This window comes from Parabacteroides sp. TM07-1AC (genome assembly GCF_003480915.1).
Classification (GTDB): domain Bacteria; phylum Bacteroidota; class Bacteroidia; order Bacteroidales; family Tannerellaceae; genus Parabacteroides; species Parabacteroides chongii.
In genome coordinates this window covers 48,416-68,758 of sequence record NZ_QUKD01000010.1, presented here as the reverse complement: position 1 = coordinate 68,758, position 20,343 = coordinate 48,416, and the positions used below count along the sequence as shown (strand labels likewise).

Annotated in this window: 12 protein-coding genes; 3 read left to right on the top strand and 9 right to left on the bottom strand. The window is 48.1% G+C overall.

What is annotated here, in order from left to right:
• Positions 1–37: 37 nt before the first annotated feature.
• The 4 genes from DXD68_RS18420 to DXD68_RS18405 all read right to left on the bottom strand — a co-directional run bounded on the left by DXD68_RS18420 (position 38) and on the right by DXD68_RS18405 (position 7,470).
• The gene (locus DXD68_RS18420) at positions 38–1,672 is read right to left on the bottom strand and encodes an efflux RND transporter periplasmic adaptor subunit (protein WP_122362968.1); all 1,635 of its coding nucleotides are present in this window, start codon (positions 1,670–1,672) and stop codon (positions 38–40) included.
• Positions 1,673–1,676: 4 nt separating this feature from the next.
• Positions 1,677–3,155: a TolC family protein gene (locus tag DXD68_RS18415; RefSeq protein WP_199715753.1), complete on the bottom strand. Its 1,479-nt coding sequence runs from the start codon at positions 3,153–3,155 to the stop codon at positions 1,677–1,679.
• Complete coding sequence (locus DXD68_RS18410) at positions 3,145–6,891, bottom strand: efflux RND transporter permease subunit (protein WP_122362967.1); 3,747 nt, start codon at positions 6,889–6,891, stop codon at positions 3,145–3,147. Before DXD68_RS18410 ends, DXD68_RS18415 begins: the two co-directional genes overlap by 11 nt.
• Positions 6,892–7,080: 189 nt before the next feature.
• The gene (locus DXD68_RS18405; RefSeq protein ID WP_122362966.1) at positions 7,081–7,470 is read right to left on the bottom strand and encodes a hypothetical protein; all 390 of its coding nucleotides are present in this window, start codon (positions 7,468–7,470) and stop codon (positions 7,081–7,083) included.
• Between the two features lie 286 nt (positions 7,471–7,756).
• On the opposite strand from DXD68_RS18405, the gene DXD68_RS18400 reads away from it, so the two are divergent.
• On the top strand, positions 7,757–8,356 hold the full coding sequence (locus DXD68_RS18400) for a recombinase family protein (RefSeq protein ID WP_122362965.1): 600 nt from the start codon (positions 7,757–7,759) through the stop codon (positions 8,354–8,356).
• Here the strand turns inward: DXD68_RS18400 and corA are convergent.
• From corA to DXD68_RS18385, 3 genes are read right to left on the bottom strand one after another with little or no spacing between them, the layout of a single operon-like run.
• The gene (corA, locus tag DXD68_RS18395; RefSeq protein WP_122362964.1) at positions 8,353–9,435 is read right to left on the bottom strand and encodes a magnesium/cobalt transporter CorA; all 1,083 of its coding nucleotides are present in this window, start codon (positions 9,433–9,435) and stop codon (positions 8,353–8,355) included. The two genes, DXD68_RS18400 and corA, sit on opposite strands and share 4 nt — an antisense overlap.
• 12 nt (positions 9,436–9,447) lie before the next feature.
• Complete coding sequence (locus DXD68_RS18390; protein WP_122362963.1) at positions 9,448–11,916, bottom strand: endonuclease MutS2; 2,469 nt, start codon at positions 11,914–11,916, stop codon at positions 9,448–9,450.
• Positions 11,917–11,930: 14 nt separating this feature from the next.
• Positions 11,931–13,358 carry a DUF4136 domain-containing protein gene (locus DXD68_RS18385; RefSeq protein ID WP_199715751.1) on the bottom strand — a complete coding sequence of 476 codons (1,428 nt, stop codon included), beginning with the start codon at positions 13,356–13,358 and terminating at the stop codon, positions 11,931–11,933.
• A gap of 218 nt (positions 13,359–13,576) precedes the next feature.
• Between DXD68_RS18385 and DXD68_RS18380 the strand changes: the two genes are divergently transcribed.
• Entirely contained in the window at positions 13,577–14,161 is a 585-nt protein-coding gene (locus tag DXD68_RS18380) for a nucleotide exchange factor GrpE (RefSeq protein WP_122362962.1), read from the top strand.
• A 37-nt stretch (positions 14,162–14,198) separates the two neighbouring features.
• Positions 14,199–15,359: a molecular chaperone DnaJ gene (dnaJ, locus tag DXD68_RS18375; RefSeq protein ID WP_122362961.1), complete on the top strand. Its 1,161-nt coding sequence runs from the start codon at positions 14,199–14,201 to the stop codon at positions 15,357–15,359.
• Positions 15,360–15,451: 92 nt separating this feature from the next.
• Here the strand turns inward: dnaJ and DXD68_RS18370 are convergent, their stop codons facing one another.
• Both DXD68_RS18370 and DXD68_RS18365 read right to left on the bottom strand, forming a co-directional pair.
• Positions 15,452–16,918: a catalase gene (locus DXD68_RS18370; protein ID WP_075557238.1), complete on the bottom strand. Its 1,467-nt coding sequence runs from the start codon at positions 16,916–16,918 to the stop codon at positions 15,452–15,454.
• 290 nt (positions 16,919–17,208) lie between these two features.
• Positions 17,209–20,343 (bottom strand): efflux RND transporter permease subunit, encoded by a 3,135-nt coding sequence (locus DXD68_RS18365; protein ID WP_122362960.1) that lies wholly within the window; start codon positions 20,341–20,343, stop codon positions 17,209–17,211.

Here is a 20,343-nt window from a genome sequence, read left to right as displayed (position 1 = left end):
AATAAATTGTAGCCCTTTTTGTTTGCGCTTCAGTGATCTATTGACGGTATTTGCAGCAAGCCGGGAGCTTGTTGTAAATACTGTCGTCTGCTTTGTATTTGTCGTTGTCGTGGCCGGCTTTGGCTATTGCTTTGGCAATGACATCGGCAGAAGTCTGTGTCGGGTCGAACTGTAAATGAACCATTTGGGCATCTTTGTCCCAGGAGGCGGAGGTGACTCCTTTGACACTTTGGGCTGCTTCTTCGATCCGCTGTTTACACATATCGCAGGCACCTTTTACTCCGAACATTGCATGTTCGCTTTGAGCTGTGTTCGGAGCTGCTGCTTCGTGCATATGATGTCCTGCATGTCCCGTCATCGGATGAGCCGTATTCCCGTCATTGTTCATCATTGAAGTTTTTCCTTCCAGCTGTGCACTGGCATCGATAGAGAAAACGCCGTTCGTCACGATCTCTTCTCCGTCCGCCAGTCCTTTCAATATCACGTAGGCATTGCCTAATGACGGTCCTAATTCTACTTCCCGCATCAGGAATGTCGGAGTAGTGGTGTCCGGTTGTTTTACGTAAACGATCGACCGTTTGCCGGTCCAGAGAACGGCTGTCTGCGGAACGACGATCTGATCTTTATACCCTTTCAAAGGAGCATCGACAATAGCCGTCGCATACATTTCCGGCTTTAATTCCATGCCCGGATTTGCCACTTCGACACGTACACGGGAGGTACGGCTGGTCGGGTTGACGATCGGATCGATGAAAGCGATACGTCCTTTGAACGCTTTGCCGGGAAATGCCTGCATGGTGAATGTGACCGGATCGCCTTTGCTAAGGAACGGCAGGTCTGTTTCGTAAGCATCGAACATTGCCCATACCTTTGACAGGTTGGCTACATCAAACAAAACGGCTCCCTGCGATACATAATCTCCCTGGCTGACACGCTTCGACATCACGATACCACTGGTGTTCGATTTGATCTCTACGGTGGGAGAGATGGTACCCGACTGTTCGATGGCTGCTATCTGCGCATCCGTCATCTTCCAGAGCCGTAGTTTCTCACGGGCAGCTTTGATCAGGGCAGGTTGTTGCATTTTCAGGGCTTCTGTCAATTCCTGCTGTGCCGTGAACAATTCGGGTGAGTATAAGGTCGCAAGGGTTTGTCCGGCTCGGACTGTTTCGCCGGTAAAGTCGACTGCCAGGCTTTCGATACGGCCTCCGACATGGGCTGTTTGCGACTGCAGGCTCCGTTCGTCCGGTGCGATCTTACCATATAAGCGGACTTCCTTCACCGGGTTTTCCTTATTGACACGAGAGGTCTGTACGTTCGCCAAAGCGATTGCTTCTTCCGATAACTGGATAGCCGAAGGATCGACATTCCCGTGATCGTTGCCGCTTTTGCGTAAAGGGATCAGGTCCATGCCGCAAATCGGGCATTTACCAGGTTTGTCCTGTTTGATCTGGGGATGCATGGAACAGGTCCAAACCCCATTCTCATCCTGTTGCAGGTCATGACTGTGGGCATGTCCCGCAATACTGTCATGACTATGGTGATGTTCATCGTTTGCCGGTGATGGAGCAGAGGAGGGACTGAAGAACAGCCAGCCGAGAAATAAACCGGCCAAGGCAAATACTATATATCGGATTTCTTTGGTCTTAAACCATTCTTTTATCTTTTTCATATCTTTATTCGTTTATTGAAGTTGCTACTAATTTTTCCATTCCGGCTACCATCGTATTGTATTCGGCAATGGCTTCACTTTTTTTGAGGCTGTAATCCAATAGCTGCCGTTCTACCTGTATCACTTCTGTCAGGCTTGTCGTACCGGCTGAAAACTCCCGTACGATCAGTTGCCAGGTGGAAAGCGACAGTTCCTGCTGTTTCTTATAAAGAGCTATTTTGCGGGCGGCATCAGCCAGTTGTTGCTTGACTGTCTGGTATTCGGATTGCAGCTGGTTCAACGTATTTTCGTATTTCAGTTCGCTTGCCCGACGGTAATGCTGGCTCTCTTTCTGTTGTGCCTGGTACTTTTTACGGAAAATAGGGATACTGATCTTGAACATCGGCATAAACATATCCATCCCGTTCATGTCGTCCATAACCATCTTGTTGTTTGATTTCCCGACAAGCGAATATTGCAGGCCGATACCGAACATCGGATAGCTCATCTTTTTATCCATGACGGCTTTGGCGCGGTAAGCGTTCGCTTCGGCTTCAAGCATCGATAACATAGGGTTGGCGGTGATGATACTGTCGGTCATTGCCTGGTCGTCGATCAGAAAACGCAGTTGTTCCAATGAATCGGGAACGGCTACTGGCATATCCTGTTTACGATTCAGTAAAGCATTGAAACGAGCCTCGGCTGCTATCCTGCTGGATGCGAGGATTTCCAGATTATTCTGAAGTTCGGCTTTTTCTATCTGTATGCGCAATACGTCCGACATGCTGCCGGAAGAACTGCCTGACCCCATTGAACTGCCCATCGAACCGGCTCCCATACTTTGCATGGAAGCGTTTCCTGCCGATGTTCCCTGTGCTGTCGTTTGGGGACTGCTTCCCATTCCTCCCATATTATCCATACTGTTCCCTGTAGCAACAGGAGGAGTTGTAACAGTACTGATAACGGTTGCTGTTGTCGGGGTCGGTGCATTGGCTGAAGGTGCCGAGTAACGGTTGAGTGCCAGTTTTTCCAGTTGTTCAAGCAACAGAAGGTTTGCCTGTGTGTTCTTGTATTGCTCGTTGAGGTTACATAACTGGTACCACTGGCTTTTTACTTCATAGAACAGATTGTTCCTGGCCTCGCGGAATTGCTCGTAAGCCATACGCGACATCTCGGTCGCTTCGTTGCGGGCGGCTTTACGTGTCCCGAACCAGGGAAACATCTGCATGAGGGTAAAGTCGGCTATTTGCTTGCCGCTAAGTGTCTCCATCGGTTTGACAAAAAGACCTATATCCAGTTCCGGGTCGGCATACGCTCCGGCTTGCGGAATCTTTTCCAGTGATGCTTTGTATAAAGCGAAATTGGAGTTTATCAACGGATTGTTGCGTGCTGCCGTTTCCAGATACCATGACAGGCTGTCCGCCTGTTGTGAAAAGGCGGGAAGAATGCCGAGCAGCAAGGCTATCCCTGTTATATATGTTTGTATTCTGATCTTATTTTTCATCGTTTCTATTGTTTTGAAGATTCTGTTTCTTTAGTTCTTTCTTTATGGCACTTTCACGCCACCAGCATTGCAGGACGGGAACGACGAACATAGTCATGGACTGGATCAACATACCTCCGAAAGTAGGTATTGCCATCGGGACCATGATATCCGCCCCTTTTCCTGTCGAAGTCAGTACCGGCAGCAGGGCGATCAGCGTCGTGGCGGTTGTCATGGCAGCCGGGCGTACACGTTTGAGACCGGCTGTAACGACAGCCTCCCGGATGGCTTCTTTTGTGGTCGGATTCTGTTGCAGGAATGTCTGGTGGATATAAGTACCCATCAGCACTCCGTCGTCTGTCGCCACTCCGAACAGGGCGATAAATCCTACCCAGACAGCCACGCTCAGGTTGATCGTATGCATCTGGAAAAGATCCCTCATGTTTTCTCCTCCGACGGAGAAGTTCATGAACCAATCCTGTCCGTACAGCCAAAGCAGAATAAAACCGCCGGCAAAGGCAACGAACACACCGGAGAAATGAATCAGGGAAGCCGTCACCGTCTTGAACTGGAAATACAGGACCAGCAGGACGATAAGTAGTGCCATCGGGACTACGATTGCCAGCCGTTGAGTGGCACGTTCCTGTTGCTCGTAGTTACCGGCAAACTTGTAAGAGACCCCTTTCGCCAGTGTCAGTTCGCCGTCTTTTATCTTTTGCTCCAATACGCGTGTCGCCTCTTTGACTACATCCACTTCCGCCTTGCCGGACAGTTTATCGAATATGACATAACCGACGAGGAAGGTGTTCTCGCTTTGGATCATCTGTGCTCCCCGGGTATAATCGATATCGGCGAGCTCCTTCAGGGGAATCTGTGCACCGGTTGCGGTTGGAACCAGCAACATGGATAAAGCCTCCGGATTATCCCTCAGTTCGCGTGCGTAACGGAGACGGACGGGAAAGCGTTCCCTGCCTTCCACAGTTGTCGTTAAAACCATGCCGCCGACAGCAGCACTCAATATTTCCTGCAGGTCTTCCACATTCACTCCATAGCGCGCCATATTGTCCCTGTTCAGTTGGATCTCCAGATAAGGAGCACCGACAGCTCGGTCATAAAAGACGGAAGAAGGGATCACGGACGGTACCTCTTTCAATGCCTGCTCGATCGCTTTCCCGCTTTGTTCGATCGTTTCCAAGTCCGGTCCGTATATCTTCAGCCCCATAGGCGCACGCATTCCGGTCGAAAGCATGACGAGGCGGGCTTCTATCGGTTGCAGTTTAGGAGCGGAGGTCAGCCCCGGTAAATGAGTGACATTTACGATCTGTTGCCAGATATCGTCCGTGTTTTTGATCTCCGGCCGCCATTGACGGAAGTAATCTCCTTTCCGGTCGGGAATCAGGCTGTCTTTAGGTATAAGCCGGAAGCCGTCGGCAGGATTGTAAGTACTGCCATCTTTTAGAAGATATTCTCCCCGTCTGTTCACCTTGAATCGTTCCCGGGCACCGTCCTCATTCAAGATATATTCCGGACGGTAATTGATCGTATTTTCGAACATCTGTGCCGGTGCCGGATCGAGAGCCGAGTTTACACGTCCCCATTTTCCGATGGCGGTCTCTACTTCCGGAATGGCTGCCAGGCGTTTATCCAGTGCTTCAATATAATCCAGGTTTTGGGCAACTCCGGTATGAGGCATACTGGTAGGCATCAGCAGGAAAGAGCCTTCATTCAGGCTGGGCATAAATTCTTTCCCGATTCCCATCCAGATCATGAAACCGAATACGATCGTTGCAGCCGGAACGGTCATGAACAGCCAGCGATGGCTGAGACACCATCTCAGTATCCGTTCGTAATAGATAACCAGTATCCACAGAAGAGACAGAATGGTGATGATACAAGCAGCAACAAACAGGATATTGGCTGATAGCCCGGCTTGCGGTCCCATCGGCAGCCATTCTTCCGACAGATAGTATATGGCAACCAATAGTGTGATACCTATATTAATATAAGTTGCCATCTTCGGATTTTTCCAGCAGGAAGCGAACAGGTTATTCAACCCTACAGCCGTCAAGCCGAGAGCCGGAACACTTCCGTAAATGATCATAAGCGCGATGCCGGCAACAACCAGCAGATAATTGGCGATTCTGCGTATCGCTTTCGAATGTATCCGGACAGAGAATAACAAATAGGAGAGAGTGGGCAATAAGATCAACCCCAGGATAAAGGAAGAAGCCAGTGCATATGTTTTTGTGTAGGCGAGGGGAGAGAACATCTTCCCTTCCTGCGCTTCCATGGCAAAAACAGGCAGGAAGCTGACAATCGTTGTGATCATCGCCGTAGTGATAGCTCCTGATACTTCGCTTACCGCTTTGTAAATAAGGTTTACAAATGCTTTGCCACTCCGGATGCCTTTGTTTTCGGGCATCTCCATATACCGTATAATACTCTCCACGAAAACGACACCGACATCCACCATGACACCGATCGCAATCGCGATACCGGACAAGGCGACAATATTTGCTTCTATCCCGGTATATTTCATGATAATGAACGTCGCCAGCACCGCTATCGGCAACATGCTTGCAATAATGACCGAAGCGCGCAGATTCAGTACGAGCACGATGATCACGATGATACAAATCAGAATTTCATGCGAGAGTGAAGTCTCCAGTGTCCCGATCGTCTCTTTGATCAGTCCGGTCCGGTCGTAGAAAGGCACGACTGTCACCTTGGAGACTGTTCCGTCCTCCAACGTTTTCTGTGGAAGTCCGGCTTCTATTTCCCGTATCTTCGTTTTTACATGGTCGATCACTTCCAGCGGATTGGCTCCGTAGCGGGCAATGACGACACCGCCGACTGCTTCTATCCCTTCCTTGTCCAGGCCTCCGCGGCGTGTTCCCGGACCGATATTTACGAAAGCAACGTCCGATATACGTACCGGGACACCGTCGCGAACGGTGACGACCGCTTTCTCCAGGTCAGATACATCTTTAATATATCCCAATCCCCGGATCAGATATTCCACCTTATTGATCTCCATCGTTTCCGCACCGATATCGAGATTGCTCTTTTTAACGGCATTCATAATATCCATGACCGATATGTTGAATGCCCGCATGGCATCCGGATTGAGTTCGATCTGATATTCCTTCACGAAACCTCCGGCAGAAGCCACTTCCGATACCCCTTCGGCTGCCGAAAGACTGTATTTGACATAGAAATCCTGGATCGTGCGCAGTTCTTCGGCATTCCATCCTCCGGTAGGTTTGCCTGTTTCCGGATTCCTGCCTTCCAGCGTGTACCAGTAGATTTGTCCCAAAGCCGTTGCATCAGGTCCCAGGGCAGGTTGTACACCTTCCGGTAATGTTCCGGGAGGTAATGAGTTCAGCTTTTCCAGGATACGTGAACGGCTCCAGTAAAATTCGATATCATCATCGAAAATGATATAAATGAACGACATACCGAACATGGAGGAGCTCCGGATACTTTTCACCCCCGGAATACCCAGCAGCGAGGTGGTCAGCGGATAAGTGATCTGGTCCTGTATGTCTTTGGGTGACCGTCCCATCCATTCGGTAGCGACAATTTGCTGGTTGTCACCGATGTCCGGGATCGCATCCACCGGGATCGGGTTACGCGGGATAATGCCCCCGTGCCAGTTGAAAGGAGAGGTCGATATTCCCCACACAACAACCAGTATTAATAATAGCATGGTTACTACCCTGTTCTCAAGGAAATAACGAATTATTTTATTTAGCATAGAGTACTGTTTTTATTCTGATGGATTAATTGATACCTATAATCTGCGCCTATAGGCAGACTTTGTTTTACAAAGAATGGCTATACACGTTCAATTTTCTCTTGTGTTACACAAAAGGAACAGATTATTATAATTTTTTGTTTATGGATTATAAACAAAAGATACTGTCGGCTGTATAGCCAACATCAACTAAATCAGAAAAGAACAGTTTAGAATGCATCGTTCCGTACCGCTGCATTCGTCAGGTGGGGTTGTATAATAAGGATAGGATATGCCTGATTCGTCTGCTTCGGAGAGAATCAGCAAATTATGCATATTGAAAAGTAAGGACAGGGCTACCGGCGTATAATCGATGACCGGTACCTGATGGATATCCTGGTCGACCGTCATCTTGACCAATTGCGTCTCCGTAGAGCAGCAATGGCCCGCTTGTTTCTTTTCCTTGCATGAAGGGCAGGTATCGTTTTGCCATAATTCGACTTCCACTATCTTACCCATGCAATGATGGATGTTCAGGATGATTCCGCTGGAAACCCCGACATAGAGGATGGTTAATATGACTAGAAGATACTTTTTCATGGTTGCAAAGATAGGTTTATTTCACCGGATATAATTATAAAATGTATGGAGCGCTTATTAAATAATGTTTTATCTTGTTTCCGATAACATTTTCTTTCAATAAAAGGGAAAGTTTAGCATAAATAGTAAAGCCTTGTTTTTTAACTTGCTACAGTTCGCTTTTTAGCGTTTTTTTTACTCAGGAAAAGAGAAATAGTATATGACCTGTCGTTACTTTATTGTATCTTCACCGCGTGAACAAAAAATGATATTTTGTACATTCAAAATAGTAAGTAGCAGAAGTTTTATGGTAATAGCTTATTTGAGAGTAACTATTGACAAGCAACATCTTGAAACACAAAAAGATGAAATTACTCGTTATGCGTCAGCAAATGGTTTGGAAATCAGTAAATGGATAACTGATATAGTAGACGGAAGGAGAAAAGAGAGCGAACCTGCCTTATTCCGGATAATGGACAGGATGAAAAAGGGCGACAAGGTGATCGTGACGGATATCGCCCGGTTTGGTCGTACCCTGTCGGAAGTAATGACCCTTTTGGCGAAGTGTATGGCGCGGGGCATTCATGTATATAGTATAAATGACCGCTATCTGTTGGATGACAGCGTGAATATGGAGGTTGTTTCGAATACCTGTAACCTGGTTTCGGATATCGAGCATCATCTGATGTCTGTCCGGACAAAAGAGGCACTGAATCACAAGAAGGATAAGGAAGGTCTGCAACTGGGACGTCCGAAAGGTACCGATGCCAAGCAGTCGATGCTGGATGCCAATAAGGAAGAGGTCATGAATATGCTTGAAAGGGGAGATACGATTGTCATGATCTGTAAGCACTTCAACGTTTCCAGAAATACATATTATCAGTTCAAAAAGAATTACGGACTTTAAAACCAGTCCTTTTTCCGCATATATATCCAGGTCAGTAGGCCGGTCAGGAACATGACTCCCCAGGCGATGCCATAGCCGTATTCCCAGTCCAGTTCGGGCATGAGTTTGAAGTTCATCCCCCATACGCCTACCAGGAAGGTCAATGGGATGAACAGGGTCGATACGACTGTCAGCCGTTTCATGATCGCGTTCATGCGCAGGTCGTTGTTGGAGATATACAGGTCTACCAGGGAAGATATGATTTCCCGGCAACTTTCAGTTGTCTGTATAACGAATTGCAACTGGTCTGACAGGTCTGTATATACCGGGAGCATGTCGGGAGTGATTATCCCGTTCTCGGTGCGCAGCAGTTTGGGGAATTGTTCTTTCAGAGGCTGGCTGTTTTTACGGATAAGCATGTATTCGTGCCGGCGCTGCTGGATCATCGAGCCCATATTTCCCTGGTCGCTTTTGATATCGAGTAATGTCTCTTCGATATCTTCCAGCATTTCCTCCACCTTGGAAGCCGTCTCGACCAAATTGGCGATGATCGTATTCAACAGGAAAGCGAGCAGCAGTCCGCTGCCTTTTTTCCGCAGGCTCAACATATCCGATTCCAGCGCTTTCATTGTATTGGCAAACACCGGATTGTTACTTTCGGTGAACGTGATAACCACATTGCCCGTCACCAGGATGCTGATATGTTCGGAATGTATCTCCATATTGGCATCGTAGTAGCTGGAGTTCAGGATAATGAGCACGTGGTTCGCATACTCCTCGATCTTTACGACGTGCTGGGGGGTCAATATATCTTTGGCATCCAGGTTATGCAGTCCGAACTCTTTTACGATACGCGTGATGGTATCTGAGTCGGTCAGTCCGCTAACCTGAAACCAGTTGATCTTATTCGGATCCACCAGCTTGCCGAAAGTCGTGGTTCCTTTTTTGACCTCGCTGGTATGAAGTGTATCCTGGTTGTATTGCGTGAGACGAATATCGGTAGCAGTCTCATGCTCTCCGGCATAGTAATATTTGTCCGACAGATGCCGGTTTGAAATATGTCTGCGCTTGTGCAGATATGTAGCCTCTTTTCGTCTCATGCATATAATTGTTTAATCCAGTTCCACAACAGTGATACCGGCACCTCCCAGTTGGACATGCTCATCGTGGTAATGGCGGACACCCGGCACTGAATGCAGATAATCGCGTATCAGTTGCCGCAGGATACCTGTACCCGTGCCATGCAGGATACGTACCTTAGATGCTCCGACCTGGATGGCATCGTCGATGAAATAGGTGACAGTTTGTAGTGCTTCATCGCCCCTCATACCTCTAACATCTATTTCCTGCTTAAAGTTCAATTTCTTTTCGTGCATATGGTCGGCCGTATCCGAGCTGACGAACGTACTTTTCTGGATTTCTTTCTTGATCTGACCTTTGCTGACCTTTTCCAGCTGCTCCAGTTTGACGGTACTTTTGATCATCCCGAATGCCACGACAGCCTGCTTGCCTTGAAGCTCCATCACCGTACCTGCCGAAACCTGTCCTTTCAGGCGGACATTATCGCCGACCTCGATCACGTCGCGGTTGAATACCGGTTTGGCCGGTGCATTCTGCTTTTGCTTCTTGCGCTCTTTCCGTTCCTGCAGCTTCGCCATCTTGCGGGCGATCTTATCGTCTTCTTCTCCGGTGGAGCTGACCGAAGCCTTGAACTCATCCAGTGCTTTGCGTGCCAGTTTGGTCTGTTCCTTTTCAGCCTGTGCCTCCTTGATCTCACGGATGGTGTTCTCTATCTTGGCATTGGCTTCCGAAAGGATACGTTGTGCTTCCGCCTTGGCTTCGCGCATGATCTCTTTCCGCTGTTTGTTTACCTCTGCCAGGTCTTTTTCATAACGCTCGGTGATATCCTCCAGTTTCTTTTCGCGCTGGCGGATATTCTGGCGCTTGCTTTCCCAGTAACGTTTGTCCCGGACAATGTCCTGCAGGTATTTATCCATGTCGATATAATCGGAACCGACTTTGGCGGAAGCATCTGCAATCACATCTTCCGGCAACCCGATCTTTCGTGCAATCTCGACGGCAAACGAGCTTCCCGGATTTCCGATCGACAGCTTGAACAGCGGTTGCATCAGATGGCGGTCATACAGCATGGCACCGTTTACGATCCCCTCTGTATCTTCTGCAAAATGTTTCAGGTTCTGATAGTGGGTCGTGATCACGCCGAAGCTGCGGTTCCGGTTGAACCGGTCGAGCAGTGCTTCGGCTATCGCACCGCCTATCTGGGGTTCCGTACCGCTACCGAACTCGTCGATCAGGATGATCGTCTTTTCGTTACAGTTCCTGACGAAATGCTTCATATTGGTCAGGTGGGAACTATAGGTACTCAGGTCGTTCTCGATGCTCTGCTCGTCGCCGATATCGATGAAGATACTGGCAAATATCCCGGTACGCGAACTTTCGTGCAGCGGGATCAGCAGACCGCACTGCAACATATATTGCAGCAGTCCCACCGTCTTCAGACAAACGGATTTACCGCCGGCGTTCGGTCCGGAAATGATCAGTATGCGTTTCTCTTCGGTCAAAGTGATATCGAGCGGAATAACCTGTTTGTCCTGTTTCTGTAGGGAGAGGTAAAGCAGCGGATGGACGGCACGCGCCCAGTCTACTTGCTGTATATTCTCGACCACCGGCTTGATCCCTTTCACTTGCTCTGCAAAAAGAGCTTTGGCACGGATAAAATCGATATCCGCCATGAACTCATACGATTGCAGGATATCCGGCACCATGGGACGTACGATATTGGTAAATTCCGTCAGGATCTTCATGATCTCCCGGCGTTCGTCGCCTTCCAGCTCCCGTACCCGGTTATTGGCTTCCACAACCACTTCCGGCTCGATGAAGACCGTTTTACCGCTTGCCGACTCATCATGCACGATACCCTTAATCTTCCTTTTGAAAGCCGGAGCGACAGGGATCATCAGACGACCGTCACGCATGGTCGGCGTCACGTCCTTATCGACCACACCTTCCGATTGGGCGTTTCGCAGGATGGATTGCAGGCTGCGGGAAATACCGCTCATCGTTGCCGTGATCTCTTTTCGGATCTGTGCCAGGGTAGGCGAGGCATTGTCTTTCACTTTCCCGAACTTGTCGAGAATGGAGTCGATCTTTCCGATCAGCTGCGGAAACACCAGTATGTCACCCGCCAATGCCGTCAGGGCTGGATAAGCGATTTCTTCCTCGTCTGTCGGACGGAAGAAACGGACGATGTCGTTGATGGTCTGCAGTGAACGCTTCAGGTCGAACAGCTCCTTTTCATCCAGCCAGGTCCCTTCGGGGCGTATTCTTTTCAGTGAATAACGCACATCGAAAAAGAAACTGGCAGGAAACTCAACTTCTCCATGCAGGATACGGACAAATTCATCTGTCTGTTCCAGGCGTTCAATAACGGTTGTATAATCGGCAGAGAATTCCATCTCTGCGACCCGCTCTTGTCCCAGCGGGCTTAAACATTTATCGGAAATTAAACGGCGAACTTTATCGAACCCCGTTTTTTGTTCAAAGTTTTGTGGGTATATCACGTTAATTTATATGCTTATTTTATCTCCACCGTAACCTCTCTGCGGATAGTAGGGCGGACGATGATTTCCATTTTGTTCTTGCCCCGTTTGATATCGAACGTACAGGCATTGTTTCCTGCCGGATTGACATAGGGAGCATAATAAAATAAGTAGGAGAAGGCTCCTACATTGCCGGAACTTTGTAAAGCGTCGGCTACTTTAGGGTAGTTGAATGTATCCCAGTACATACAGCGTTTGAAACCATTGGCATCCGTGAACTGTGTTTTGGGGTCACGGTATTTCATTGTTTTGGAAATGAAGTTCTTATAGCCTGCTGTAAATTCTTCGGCGGAATAATTCATCTTGTTATCGTTGATCCTCTCGATCACATCTCGCGGACGCAGTCCGGCTGCATAAGCCGGCGAATTACGGTCGACGTCCGTAATCAGTTCCAGGCGGTCGATGTCATAGCTGATACCTGTGTAATTATAGGTCTTTTGATTGACCTTATATAATACGTTCCTGCCGTATTTTACATACGGATACTGCATCAGCATCAACGGCACATGTACACGGGCATATTCTTCCAGTTTGTAGGAGTCTTCCAGCAGTTCGTTTGCTTCGCATTCCCATAGGATACGTCCCGGAACGAAAGCCTGGTCGATCATGCGGAATCCGAATTGCAGCAAATATTCCGCTTCCGCTTCTGCAGCCGAATTACCCAGGAACGGGAATGTATCCATTTTACTCAACGTATAATTATAACGATAGGTCGGTTCCTTCTCTATCATTATTTTGTTCACTCCCTTGAAATTGGGATTCTTGTCGAAGAAGTAGAATGTTTGTATCAGGATATCCGGCTGGGTGATGTCTACCACCATGCCTTTCTTGGTCATTTCCTTTTCGATACATTCGTTGATAGCCGTTTCCAGTTTCCGGTTGTTTTCGTCGATCGAAGCGAAAGCAAATGTCTTGAATTTGCCAAAGCTGACAGAATCCGGTGTTACTACAGTCTTGAACGGACAGGTGAAGTTCCGTTCGCTGGTAGTCTCCAGGCTGTACATGGAAAAAGCCGATGCCAGCTGATCTTCCGTGATCGAGTTGACCTTCTTGCAATCTTTCTTTACCATCACCTGCTTGGTCGGTACAGCAAGATTGGAGATAGTCAGTATCACATCGTTTTTACCGGCAGGATTCAATAGCTCCTCAATTTCCTGCGGAGAGACTTCAGCCGATTGCACTCCGTCTATTGCTTCCAGGATGTCACCCTGTTTTACTCCTGCAAGTTCTGCCGAAGAATAAGGGATAACCCCTGTAACAACGGGTTTATATTTTCCCCAGTTATTACTTTGACTGATATCGTAAGTAAATCCTAATCTACAGATCGACGCGTTCCGGTTCTGTGCATAGCCGGTTAAGATTGCAAACAACAGTAATATGGATAAAACAACTCTTTTCATCATGCCAGTAATTCTATTATAGTATTAATAATACCTGTTTATACCTAAATGTATAGGCAAAGGTAAAGATATTTTTGTTGAGTATGAATAGTTGGCAGCATATTTGATGTTATTCCGGTGTATGATCATCGGGATAACTTTTTCTACATACAGAATGTTAGTAGATGAAGGTTGTCGTATTATGCTGACAATTAGGTAATAATAAAAAAAATAAGATAGTTATGAGCAAGATGAATTTTAACGGAAAGAAAGAAACGGCTGGAAAGAATGAGTGTCAGAACAACGAAGAAGCGACAAATTTGCAGCAGGAACAGGAAAATGCGGCAGAAGAATGTGCGCAGACTGACATTGTGACCGAAGAACTGGAAGAGTTGAAAAAGAAGTATAACGAATTGAACGACTCTCATCTTCGTTTGATGGCAGAATTCGACAATTACCGTAAACGTACTTTGCGTGAAAAGGCAGACCTGATCAAAAATGGTGGTGAAGCCGCCCTGAAGAACTTGCTTCCGGTTGTAGATGATTTTGAACGTGCATTGCAGAACATCCGCAACTCGGAGGATGTGGAAGCCGTGAAAGAAGGAGTAGAGCTTATCTATTCCAAATTTATGGCTTATCTGGCCCAGCAGGGAGTAAAAGCTATTGAAGCGGTAGGTCAACCATTCGACACCGAAATGTTTGAAGCTGTAGCTACTATTCCTGCTCCGGAACCTGGCTTGAAGGGAAAGATCCTGGATTGTGTACAGACCGGTTATACTTTGAATGATAGAGTGCTTCGTCACGCTAAAGTAGTAGTAGGAGAATAAGCAACATGCCGGAGAGCAAATAACAACAAATACAAAGATGGCTAAAAGAGATTATTACGAAGTGCTGGAGGTGTCAAAAACCGCCACAGTAGAAGAAATTAAGAAAGCATATCGAAAAAAAGCGATCCAGTTCCACCCGGACAAGAACCCTGGTGACAAGGAAGCAGAGGAGAAATTCAAGGAAGCTGCCGAAGCGTATGACATACTGAGCGATGCACAGAAACGTCAGCGTTATGACCAGTTCGGACACGCCGGAGTAGGAGGTGCTTCTCAGGGAGGTGGCTTTGGTGGAGCCGGAATGTCAATGGAAGATATATTCTCTCAGTTCGGAGACATCTTTGGCGGACACTTTGGCGGATTTGGCGGTTTCGGTGGTTTTGGCGGTGGCTCACGTGGCGGCCGTCGTGTGAACCGCGGGTCAGATTTGCGTGTGAAGGTAAAGCTGAACCTGAAAGAGATCGCTAACGGAGTGGAAAAGAAGATAAAGGTTAAGAAATATGTTCCTTGTAGCAAATGCCACGGGAGTGGTGCCGAGGATGATCATAGCAGCAAAACCTGTGATACATGCCATGGTAGCGGTGTCGTAACCCGTATTGCCAATACGATCCTGGGACAGATGCAGACACAGTCTACTTGTCCGACTTGTGGGGGTGAAGGAAAAATCATCACAAAGAAATGTAGTGAATGTAACGGTGAAGGTATCATGCGTGATGACGACATCATTACAATCAATATTCCGGCTGGTGTTGCAGAAGGTATGCAACTGTCGATGAGTGGTAAAGGAAATGCTGCCCGTCATGGAGGTATAAACGGTGACCTGTTGATCCTGATCGAAGAAGAGCCGCATCCGGAATTGATCCGTGATGAGAACGATTTGTTATATAATCTGTTACTCAGCGTACCTCAGGCTGCCTTGGGAGGAAATGTTGAAGTTCCGACTATCGATGGTAAGGCGAAGGTGAAAATCGAACCGGGTACACAACCGGGTAAAGTACTTCGTCTGCGGAACAAAGGACTTCCTTCGGTGAACAGTTACGGGACAGGCGACTTGTTGGTTAATGTAAGTGTATATATCCCGGAAACGTTGTCCGCATCAGAAAAAGAAACATTGACCGGTTTGGAAAACTCACCTAACTTTCAGCCGAACCGTACGATGAAAGAGAAGATATTCAGCAAATTCAGGCATATGTTTGATTGATTTCTTTCAAAATAAAATGAAGAATGCCCCTTTACCATCCGGTATCGTGGGCATTCTTTTTTTGAACAGAGCTTATCAAGGGGTTGCTTAAACTATCTTGTTTCTTTCAAAGCATCTTCCAGGCTGATGCCGAGTGCATCGGCAATACCTTTGCCATAGGCCGGATCGGCTTTGTAACAGTTGCGTACGTGACGTTGCTGGATGAACAATTCGGCTCCACCGATCTGACGGGCAGTGTTTTCGAACAGGAGCTGCTGTTCGTCGGCAGGCATCAGACGGAAGAGGTCGCCCGGCTGGCTGTAATAATCGTCATCGTATTCGCGTTCGTTGTAATTGTAGATATCGCCGTTGGCTTTCAAAGGCGGTTCTTTCTTTTCGGGAGAATCCTGCCATTCGCCGTAGCTGTTCGGTTCATATCCTTTGGCAGAACCGTAGTTACCGTCTACGCGCATAGCTCCGTCGCGATGGTAAGCATGGAAAGGACAACGAGGTCTGTTTACTGGTATTTGTTCAGAGTTTACACCCAGGCGATAACGCTGTGCATCACCATAAGAGAACAGACGGCCCTGAAGCATTTTATCCGGAGAGAAACCGATACCTTCTATCGTATTGATCGGGTTGAAGGCAGCTTGTTCCACATCTGCGAAATAGTTTTCCGGATTACGGTTCAGTTCGAGGATACCAACGTCGTGCAGCGGGAAGTCGCCGTGCGGCCATACCTTTGTCAGGTCGAACGGATTGATACGGTAGTTTTCTGCCTGTTCTTCCGTCATCAGCTGGATCTGGAATTTCCATCTGGGGAAATCACCTTTTTCAATGCTTTCAAACAGGTCACGCTGGTGCGATTCACGGTCTTTTGCGATGATCGCTTCCGCTTCCTGGTCGGTCAGGTTCTTGATTCCCTGCAATGTTTTCAGGTGGAACTTCACCCAGATACGTTCGTTCTTGGCATTGATAAAGCTATATGTATGGCTACCGAAACCGTGCATGTGGCGATAAGAATAAGGGATACCGCGAGAACTCATGGTAATGGTAACCTGGTGTAATGCTTCCGGAAGCAATGTCCAGAAATCCCAGTTGTTGTTTGCACTGCGCATGTTTGTTTTCGGATCTCTTTTGACGGCGTGGTTAAGGTCGGGGAACTTTAACGGATCGCGCAGGAAAAATACCGGTGTATTGTTTCCGACTAAATCCCAGTTACCTTCTTCTGTGTAAAACTTCATGGCGAAACCACGAATATCGCGTTCTGCATCTGCAGCTCCGCGTTCGCCGGCAACGGTAGAGAAGCGGACGAAACAGTCTGTCTTTTTACCGACTTCACTAAAAATTACAGCCTTTGTGTATTTAGTAATGTCGTGTGTCACGGTAAAGGTTCCGAATGCTCCGGAGCCTTTGGCATGCATACGTCTTTCAGGAATGACTTCACGGTCGAAGTGAGCTAGTTTTTCCAGGAACCAGGGATCTTGTATCACCATTTGTCCGCGCGGACCCACTGTCTGTGAGTTCTGATTGTCTGCAACGGGGCGACCGTTGGCTGCTGTTAGTTTTTTGTTTTCCATAAATAATTTTTTTATTAGTATAAAGCCGACAACATCTTACCTTGAATATTCATGTAACCAACCTTATACGTGATTTGTTTTAGATTACTCAACAAAAGTAAAATGTTATTAAACAGAAGTCAAATAGGTAATTTTGATAGGTACATAGGGGCTATTTATTAATGGTTTGTATTAGGGGACGCAGATGGCGCAGAAAACGCAGAGTAACGCAGATAAATTATTGTTTAAAAGAAAATAAAAAGTCTGCGAGCGTCTGCGTTTTCTGCGTCCCCTAATACGATCTGAAAGGATCACTTCTTCCCCTCGGAGCTGTTGGGCGACGCTTTATCCAGCCACTTTTCCTGGATGGTTTGCATCCATTCGTAGAAGCTTGGGATGAAAGCGGTGGCGAAGATTGTATTGATCGCCATACCGAATACAACGGCTGCACCCAATGAGACACGACTGGCTGCTCCGGCTCCGGTAGCGAACAGCAACGGCATAACACCCAACACGAAAGCAAACGAAGTCATCAGGATCGGGCGCAAGCGGACGTGTCCGGCTTCGAGAGCCGATTCGCGGATGGAATTACCGGCGGCACGGTAGTCGCGGGCAAACTCGACGATCAGGATACCGTTCTTTGCGGAGAGGGCTATCAATAGAATAATACCGATCTGAGTGTAGACGCTGACAGGTACGCCCATAATAAAGCAACCCAGGATAGCACCCAGTAACGCAATCGGCAATCCCAGGATGGCCGCCAGCGGGCTTGTCCAACTTTCGTACTGTGCCGAAAGAACGAGGAAGGCAACCAGTAATGCCATACCGAAGATCAGGATCGTAGTCGATCCGGCTTTCGTTTCCTGATAGGCGACGGAGGTCCATTCGTAACCGAAGTTATCGCCCAGTTGTTCCTGTATCAGTTCTTCCATGGCCTGTATGGCTTCTCCGGAACTGTATTTCGGGTTGGCGATACAGGTGATGGAGGCGGAGGAATACATATTATATAGGTTGATCTGGTCCAGTCCCAATTGTTGTACGGCTTCTGTAAAGGCGGAGAAAGGAACCATTTTACCTGCACTGTTCTCCAGGCTTAACCGCATAACGTCGTCGATCACTTTCTGGGCCTGTCCGCTGGCTTCGATCTTCACCTGGTAGATACGTCCGAACTCGACAAAGTCATTTACATAAGCGGCTCCCATGTAATAACTCAACGTCGAGAAAACATCACTCAATTGTAATCCCAACAACTGTACCTTATCGCGGTCTATGTTCAGTCGATATTGTGGTACATTGGCCTGATACATACTGGATAAACTCAGGAGCTGAGGCTTGGTATGATAGGTTTCTAGCAGCGTCTCGATGGCATGCTGCATTTCGGTCGGTCCCAGGTTCTTGCGGTCTTCCAGTTGCAGTTGCAGGCCGCCGGAAGCACCCAGGCCGGGGATGGCAGGAGGGACCAGGGCGAATATCTGCGCTTCCTGGATACCGTAGGCTTCCCGGTTGAAGCGGGTAACGACATCTTGTGCCGTATGGCCTTTCCCTTTCCGCTCATTCCAGTTTTTCAGTACGACGAAATAGGTTCCGGCATTCGATAATTCGCCGCCTCCCATCACGGAGAAACCGCTGATACCCATATAGGTTTTGACCTCCGGATAACCGTCGAGTATCTTGTTGATCTTCCGGCTTACTTCCTGTGTACGGGGCAGGCTGGCTGCCGGAGGCAACTGGGTTGAAACCAGGAAGTAACCGTCGTCTTCTTCCGGAATGAAAGTAGACGGCCAGCGTATGAACATAATAGCTGCTGCGGCTGAGACGATCAGGAAGATAACCAGTGTGACGAGCTGATGTTTCAGCATGCGGTCGACCACATCGTCGTAAACCTTTTGTGTCTTGTCATATACTTTATTGAACGCTTTGAATACGAAAAAGGTCGGATCTTTGGTGACTTGCAGGAATAAGGCACAGAGAGCCGGTGTCAACGTCAGTGAGTTGATACCGCTCAATACGGTTGCGGCTGCGATGGTCAGGGCGAATTGTTTGTAAAGCTGCCCGGAGATACCGCCAATAAAGGTCGTCGGGATAAATACCGCCAATAAGACCAGTACGACACCGACGATCGGTCCGACAATCTCGCCCATCGCTTTGGTCACTGCTTCGCGTGCCGTATATTTCCCCGTGTCCATGTATCGCGACGAGTTCTCGACGACCACGATCGCATCATCCACCACAATGGCAATAGCCAGTATCAACCCGAACAATGTCAAGGTATTGACCGAGAATCCCAGCGCCCCCATTACAGCCAGTGTTCCTATCAATGAAACAGGGATGGTGAGGCAAGGAATAATTACTGCCCGGAAGTTCTGGAGGAACAGGAAGATAACCAGGACGACCAATGCGGTTGTCTCCAGGAAGGTTACTAATACTTCGTCGATGGAGGCGTTTATGACTTCCGTCGTGTCGAGTGTTACGTTATATTCAACACCTTGCGGCAGGGTAGCGGCTATTTCTTCCATTTTCGCCCGTACGGCTTTGGATACTTCCAGCGAGTTGGAACCCGGTAACTGGTAGATGGCAATCGCTGCCGCCTGTTGTCCTTTTAGCTGGGAGGTCACATTGTAAGAGGAACTGCCCAACTCGATGCTGGCTATATCTTTCAGGCGGAGTATTTTGCCGCCTTGTTCGGTCCGTATGATGATATTTCCGAACTCTTCCGGAGTGGTCAGGCGACCTTTTACCGTCAGGGTATATTGGTAAGGATTGTTTGCCTGCGCGATCGGTTGCCCGACATAACCGGCGGATACCTGCCTGTTCTGCGTAGAGATGGCCTGAAAGACCATATCGGGTGTCAGGTTACGGATACGCATGACTTCGGGATCGAGCCAGATACGCATACTGTAACTGCCGGCTCCCATGACATTAACCGAACCGACTCCCGGCAGACGGGCCAATTGGTCGGTCAGGTTCAGGCTGGCATAGTTACTCAGGTAGAGCCCGTCATAGAGGGGATCTTTAGAGGTCAGTGAAAGCATCATCACAATATTCGACGATTGTTTGCGGGTCGTTATACCTTGTACGATCACGGCTTCCGGAAGGCTGCTTTGCGCAATGCTGACACGGTTCTGTACCATGACGGTCGCCATGTCGATATCCGTACCGACTGCGAATGTGATGGTCAGTGAATAGGCGCCTGAACTGGAGGAATTGGAACTCATATAGAGCATTCCGTCCACCCCGTTCACCTGTTGTTCGATCGGTAATCCGACGGTCTGTGAGACCGTTTGTGCATCTGCCCCCGGATAAACGGCCGAGACCTGTACGGTAGGCGGTGTGATATCCGGATATTGAGCGATGGGTAATACGTTGAGTGTGACCAATCCCGCTACCACAATGATCAGGGCAAGAACGGTGGCGAAGATCGGTCTGTTTATAAAGAATTTTACCAT